At 45.8% G+C, this 6,950-nt stretch carries 4 protein-coding genes and 1 pseudogene; 3 read left to right on the top strand and 2 right to left on the bottom strand.

Features of this window, described 5'->3' with window-relative positions; genetic code table 11:
* Both WBA23_RS02690 and WBA23_RS02695 read right to left on the bottom strand, forming a co-directional pair.
* Nucleotides 1–265: pseudogene (locus tag WBA23_RS02690) on the bottom strand (ABC transporter permease); the annotation flags it as partial.
* Nucleotides 266–353: 88 nt separating this feature from the next.
* Nucleotides 354–2,744, bottom strand: a complete 2,391-nt coding sequence (locus WBA23_RS02695; RefSeq protein ID WP_424580705.1) for an ABC transporter permease — start codon at nucleotides 2,742–2,744, stop codon at nucleotides 354–356.
* Nucleotides 2,745–3,096: 352 nt separating this feature from the next.
* On the opposite strand from WBA23_RS02695, the gene WBA23_RS02700 reads away from it, so the two are divergent.
* The 3 genes from WBA23_RS02700 to WBA23_RS02710 form a co-directional block, all read left to right on the top strand.
* Nucleotides 3,097–4,140 carry a WD40/YVTN/BNR-like repeat-containing protein gene (locus WBA23_RS02700; RefSeq protein WP_424580706.1) on the top strand — a complete coding sequence of 348 codons (1,044 nt, stop codon included), beginning with the start codon at nucleotides 3,097–3,099 and terminating at the stop codon, nucleotides 4,138–4,140.
* 103 nt (nucleotides 4,141–4,243) lie between these two features.
* Nucleotides 4,244–4,825: a helix-turn-helix domain-containing protein gene (locus WBA23_RS02705; protein WP_424580707.1), complete on the top strand. Its 582-nt coding sequence runs from the start codon at nucleotides 4,244–4,246 to the stop codon at nucleotides 4,823–4,825.
* Nucleotides 4,826–5,057: 232 nt separating this feature from the next.
* The coding region (locus tag WBA23_RS02710; RefSeq protein ID WP_424580708.1) for an ABC transporter permease at nucleotides 5,058–6,950 on the top strand (1,893 nt) is incomplete at its 3' end.

The following is a 6,950-nucleotide window of genomic DNA, read 5'->3' on the forward strand; positions in this document are numbered from 1 at the left end:
GAATCTCGTCTTTCAGTGGCCCGGCGACCGCAGGACTGACGGCGGCTCCTACAAACCCGCTCTCGCCCATTTCTAAGCGAGTAGCCAACCGGTAAATACGGTCAGCATTCTGATGAAAACGGTCGTAGCTCAGTTCCTGTAGGATGTATACGGAGATCAGCAAGGTGCAAGCCATCCCAATCGCTAGTCCCAGGACATTAATGATTGCATAAAACGGCCGCTTGCGTAAGTTGCGAAAGGCAATAGTAAAATGGTTTTTTAGCATAGATATAAGGTTTAGGGTAAAGGGTAAAGGGTAAAGGGTAAAAGGGCGGTCTTACCTTCTACCCTTTACCACGCACCCTTTACCGTTTTTATTCATTTCTTAGTGAGTCTACCGGATTGGCCAACGCGGCTTTTACCGAGCGGTAACTGACCGTAAGCAGAGCGATCACTAGCGTGGCTCCGATTCCCGCCAGGAACAGACCGATGCTTAGATCAATTTTATACGTGAAGTTTTGTAGCCAGCCGTTCATTAGTAGGTACGCCAGCGGGGCAGCTAGGATAAAGGCAATGCCGATAAGCTTGACAAACTCTACCGAAAACAGACGAACAATATTGGCCACCGAGGCTCCGAGCACCTTGCGAACTCCGATTTCTTTGGTCTTGCGTTCGGCCATAAAGGTGATGAGGCCGTACAAGCCGAGGCAGCCAATAAAAACTACCACCAGCGAAGCTCCGCCCAGTAAGCGCGATAGTCGTCGTTCGTTGTTGTAAAACTCCGCGATCTCATCGTCAGCGAACATATAATCAAACGTGTACTCGGGGTACGCGACTCTCCACTGCTGCTCAATGGCCTCTAAGGCTTCGGGTAGATTTGATGAGCTAACCTGAACAATGAGCGATTCGTACCCCCGAGCATCGTTAAGAACAAGGGTGGGAACAATCGCGTTGCGGAGCGATTGGGTATGGAAGTCTTTTACTACGCCTACAATGGGAATATCCGCATTCCACAGGTTAATAGTCTTACCCACAATCTCTTCCGGGGTCAGGCCGTGGCTTGCGGCTAGAGTTTCGTTTACTAGTACTTGGGTGAGTGTGTCGGTATCCGCCGTCAGAGCCGATCCGGCTACTACGGGGATTTGAAAGATGTTCAAATAGCGTGGGTCGGCCGCTTTTAAGTGAGCAACTTGGCTGTCAGCTTCCCCTTCCAGCTTGTAGCCCGTAGCCGACACCCAACCCGAGGCGGGGTTCGCGTAGCCTAAACTAGCCTCCTCCACGGCAGCTAACTGAGTGATTTGCTGACGAAAGGTTCTTTTCTGATCTAGTGAGCTTTCGGGTAATCGAATAGTGAGGGCGGCCTCAGAGCGGAACCCTAAACTGGTTTGCTGTACATACCGCATTTGCTGAAATAGCACCAGCGTGCCGATAATGAATATCTGAGCAATGACAAATTGAAGCACCACCAAACCCTTACGAAGCGTGATGCCTCGAGTGCGCTGCCCCTGCAACACATTACGAAAGGTGTGGATCGGCTGGAAACGAGATAGTATTGAGGCTGGATACCAACCGGAGAATAAACTGATAACGATTCCTAATCCTACCAAAAACAGTAGTAGTTCAGGATGTTGGAACAGTCGCAGTTCTAGCGAAGTATTTAGTAGCGGATTCACTTTTAAGAGTAATAGCTCTACTCCCCCCAGCGCAATGAGTACCGACAGCACCGTAATAGCAGTGGTTTCACTCAGAAACTGACGAACTAGTTGGAAGCGGGTGCTGCCGAGCACTTTGCGTACGCCTACTTCTTTAGCTCGCTGCGTAGCGGTGGCCGTGGCTAGATTGACAAAGTTGATACAGGCAATCAGGATGAGGAACACTGCTACGGCAATGAGTATCCGAATGGTTTCCCAACTCACCCCTTGGTAAGAGTACGTAGAAAAACGGGGATCAAAGTGCATATCGCTCAATGGCTGGAGGTAATGTTTAAACGGCTGCTCATCTAGCGGATAGCTCAGATACTTCTCGATAAAGGCAGGAAATCGAGCGTCAATTATTTCGGGCGACTGTCCTTCGGCTAACAGCACGTACGCTTGATTGCCACTACTCACGCTCGACCACTTTCCTTCCCAGTCGCGAGTGAGATCGGAGAAAAAGATATCAAACGGAAAGTCGGTATTGTTAGGGTAATCTTCCATGATACCTGTGACTATCAATTCCTTCTCCCGGTTTAGCGTAATGGTCTGTCCCATTGGGTCGCGTTCACCAAAATACTTTTTGGCCTGACGCTCCGATAGTACCACCTCATTGGGTTCATCAAGCGCTGTAGCTGCATTACCCATTACGAATTTTCTGTCAAAGATCTGGAAGAACGCTGGTTCTACGTAGGCGATATGCTCTTCTTCTTGAAAGCTCTTTGCTTCGCCATTTTCATCAGTAACGGTAAGCAAAGTTCCTTCCCATTCTGATGCTGCCACTAGAGCCACAGCTTCTACTTCTTCGGAAAAGTCGGTGCGAAAGGCTTCCGGCAAGGGTAACGGAACGCCCGGCATATAGTCTCCTTCGGCCAAGTCGGTAGATTCTTTCACTATTCGGTAGATGCGATCGCGATTTGTATGATAGTTATCAAAACTCAGCCAGTACCGGATTAGTAAAAAAAGTACTAAACTACAGGTAATGCCTAACGACAGTCCCAGAATATTGATAGTTGTGTAGCTTTTGTGCTTCCATAGCGTACGAAAAGCCGTTTTCCAGTAGTTACGCAACATAATTTCTTCAATTAGCAGTGAACAGTGTGCAATGAGCAATTACTAACTGCACATTGATAATTGTATTGGCAACATCTCTTCCAAAGTTAGTCAAGAAATGCAAACAGTTGATTTATAGGTTATTAACCGCTAACTGCCCATTGCTAATTACATAAAGTGTATCGTTTTTGTGACAGTGTGGTGTACGGTTTTGATACAGCATAGTGTGTGTTCAAGTGTTCGTGTATTTTTGTGTTCAAGTTGTTTAGCTATTTTGAACACCTGAACACCTGAACACCTGAACACCTGAACACCTGAACACTAAAACACCAAAACACTATACCACCAAAGTTTTTCGTGTATCTTCGCAGCCATGAGTATTAAGACTTGGGTAGTCATTTTTGGGGGGCTCATTCTATTAGGATGTACTTCCAACGAACGTCGCACTTTTTCGCCAACTTGGGAAGCCCAAGATTCAGGTACTTCGGTTAGTCTGCGAGGACTGAGTGCAGTAGATAGTGAGGTAGTTTGGGCCAGTGGGCAATTTGGAACAATACTCCGCACGGTAGACGGAGGACAGACCTGGGAGAAGAAGCAAATACCAAATACAGATTCAGTCGACTTCCGGGATATTGAAGCGTTTAGCGATCAAGTTGCTTACGTACTTTCGGCGGGTAGTCCAGCGTACATTTTCAGAACCGAAGATGGGGGGGATAACTGGGTCAAGCAGCTAGAAGATACGCTGCCGAATATTTTTTTGGATGGTATGGCTTTTTGGAACGAGCAACGAGGCATAGTCATGGGCGATCCTATAAACGAAAAATTCACGCTATTAAGCACTACCAATGGTGGGCAAAGTTGGACACCAGTAAAGCTTCCTGCTCGTTCTGCTCGGCCTCACGCTGGCGAAGGTGGCTTTGCTGCTAGTGGTACCAATATTGTTACCCAGGGTAGTAACTGCGTGTGGTTTGGTACGGGCGGGGGAGATGCCCGTATTTTTCGGTCATTAGACGGCGGAAAGACGTGGGAAGTTAATAGTAGCCCCTTAGCGCAAGGAACTCCATCAAAAGGAGTATTTTCTTTGGCATTTGTAGATACCTTGCGTGGGATAGCCGTAGGTGGCGATTATCAGAACCCTAACTCGAATGTCAAAAATTCGGCATACACTGCCAACGGAGGGCGTACCTGGTACTCAGCCATTGCTTCACCGCAGGGCTATCGCTCGGGTGTAGCTTATTTACCGGATGCAAATGCCTACGTAGCGGTGGGCACTACTGGCTCCGACTACTCTACCGATATGGGAGTTACTTGGACTTTTATAGATACCGTGGGGTACCACAGTATTCAGGCAGTACCCAATAGCTCAGTAGCCTGGGTTTGCGGCGGTAACGGAAAAATTGCTCGACTTACGTGGTGAAACAGGGGTAAACGCTATTTTGACACTAATGCCGTAGGAATGACGGATGGTTGACGTAAGTAGATTATGCTTTAATTCCTTCTTTTGGAAAAAAGCAAATAGTATGAAAGAGAGCGATACATTAGCCAAGCGACTTCGAGCACGAAGAGTTCAGCGAGGATACTCTCAGGAGTTTCTAGCCGAAAGAGCCAATATCAATACTCGTACTTTACAAAGAATAGAAGCCGGACAAACTGAACCTCGGGGGCATACCCTCATAGCTTTGGCTCAAGGTCTGGATATTGCTATGGATGACTTGATGGATTTTACTAAAAGAGAAAACAGTAATGCCCTTCATGCGATCAATTTGTCAGCTTTAGCATATTGGGCTTTTCCTTTAGGCAATATTATTCTGCCTCTTACTCTTTGGATTATTAATAAAGATAAAGTGAAGGGAGCTAACCAGTTTGGAAGAAGGCAGGTTCTTATTCAATCCGGATGGACCGGAGTAATCTTTTTGTCTTATATCAATTTCTTTCTAAACCCTTGGCTGTACAACATAGGAGACTTCGGCGGTACACTTGCTTGGCTTACTTTTCCCCTTACTACTACTTTTATCGTCTACGGGCTTAATACCTGTTACATTATAATCGTATCTATTTTAATTAGCAAGAACCAACAGGTTCCTTTAGTAGGGCTAAATTAGTACGAATCTACCTCGATTTTATTTTTCGAAGAGTACCAAAAAACTTGATTAGATTGTTGGTGCATTTTGATAAAAATCCCCCAAGTGGGATACGAGGGGATAACCGGCCTCGAAACCGAAGAAAATAATATTATTAAGGGACATATCTTCTTCTATCGGTATGATTTAAATTAATAGTGAGTTATCTTAGGTAAGCAGCATTACAACTAGTGTTCAACCTTACCTTCCGCTCATGATTCTCAATTACTTTAAAGTAGCTTGGCGCGCATTAGGGCGAAGCAAAGGGTACTCCTTTATCAACATTATGGGATTATCCATCGGTCTGGCCTCTGTTATTCTTATTTTCATCTACATTCAGGATGAGCTTACCTATGACACTGCTCATCCCGCTTCTAGCCAGACCTTCGGAATAGGAGTGGAGATAACAAATGAGCAGGGTGAAAAGCGGTTTCATACCACAGTTCCGGCAGGGTTGGCTCATTTGCTAAAGGAGCAAATGCCTAATCAAGTAGCCCATATTTTCCGCTATTATCAGATGGTGTGGTCGTACAGTATGCGGAACCCAGAAGAGGATGAAGTAATCCTTTCGGAAGACGGAGAACTGTTTTTTGTAGAAGACTCCTACGCTAAAGTCATGCACTTTCCGCTAATTCAGGGAAACCGGGATCAGGCATTAACTCAACCGAATAGTGTAGTATTATCCGAGACTGCGGCCCGCCGCCTATTTGGCGATGTAAATGTATTGGGACGACAGTTAGAAATGCAGCACCGAGTGATCACCGATGGATACGTCAGTTTGGAAGTAACGGGAGTGATGGAAGACTATCCGGGCAATATCCATATGCAGCCCGATTATCTAATCTCTATGGCGACAATAAATCCGTTCCTCCAACGCCGAATGGAGACATCAGCGACGGATGTTCTGTCTTCTATGGATAAATTATTTATGGCGACTTATATTCGGTTAACTGACAATGCTGACCTAGAGCACGTAGAGGCCGCCGTGCATCGTATTGCTGATGAGCATTTCCGGGAAGCAAACTTTAAGATTAGCCCTTTTTTGAGAAATGTTACCGACTTTCATTTCGACGATCAGGTGGATTGGTCGTGGTGGAATAGTCAAGCCGACTACAGCTATATTGTTATTTTTGGCTCTATTGGCCTTATGATTCTGCTAATCGCTTGTATCAATTATATGAATCTAGCCACGGCCAAATCGGCCCGAAGAGCACGAGAAATAGGAGTGAGGAAGGCGTTGGGAAGTAGTCGCTGGAGTCTGATATTTCAGTTCTTTCAAGAATCGCTGCTCACTTCTTTTATTGCCTTACTGATAGCGTTGTTGCTGGTTATAATCATTTTACCAACGTATAACCAATTATCTGATAAGCAGTTTACGCTATCTTCTCTCGCTCAGGCTGATGTAATTGGGGCGTTGCTCGTTATATGGTTAATTGTAGCGATCGTTTCTAGTGCCTATCCGGCAATTTTCTTATCAGGATTTAAAACCGCGGAAGTGCTGAAAGGTAAGTTGGTTCTACGAAAGGGTTCTAGCTCGCTACGGAAAGCGCTAGTAATAGCCCAGTTTGCGGTTTCGGTGCTGCTTATTATAAGTACCGGTATTATTCTACAGCAAATGAACTTGGTGGAGAATACCAAACTGTACGACAATGCCGAATCTATTATGTCTATCGCTATTGGTCCGGGAATTGCTCCCACTGAGCGATTTGAGGTGCTGAAAAACGAACTACTAAATAACGGTGATGTTGAGGAAATTACCTTAGCCGTGGGGCTGCCTCGCTTGCCCCATATTCACCCACTAAGTGCGTCGCTTACACTACCCGAACTGAACGACCAAGTGTATAATTGGAAACGGCTGGGTGGCGACTACAACTTTCCTAAAATGTTTAACCTGAAAATACTGGCGGGAAGAAGTTTTGATGAGCAAAACGTCTCTGATTCTAACAACTACCTAGTGAACGAAACCGCAGTTCAGATGCTCAACATTACTCCGGATGAAGTGATTGGCTACACTGTGCTAGACACCATTAGCCAAGAAGGTGGCCGAGTTATTGGCGTAGTGGAAGACTTTCACTTCGAGTCAATTCATACCAGTATAAAGCCAACG

The organism is Tunicatimonas sp., assembly GCF_049647865.1.
GTDB lineage: Bacteria > Bacteroidota > Bacteroidia > Cytophagales > Cyclobacteriaceae > Tunicatimonas.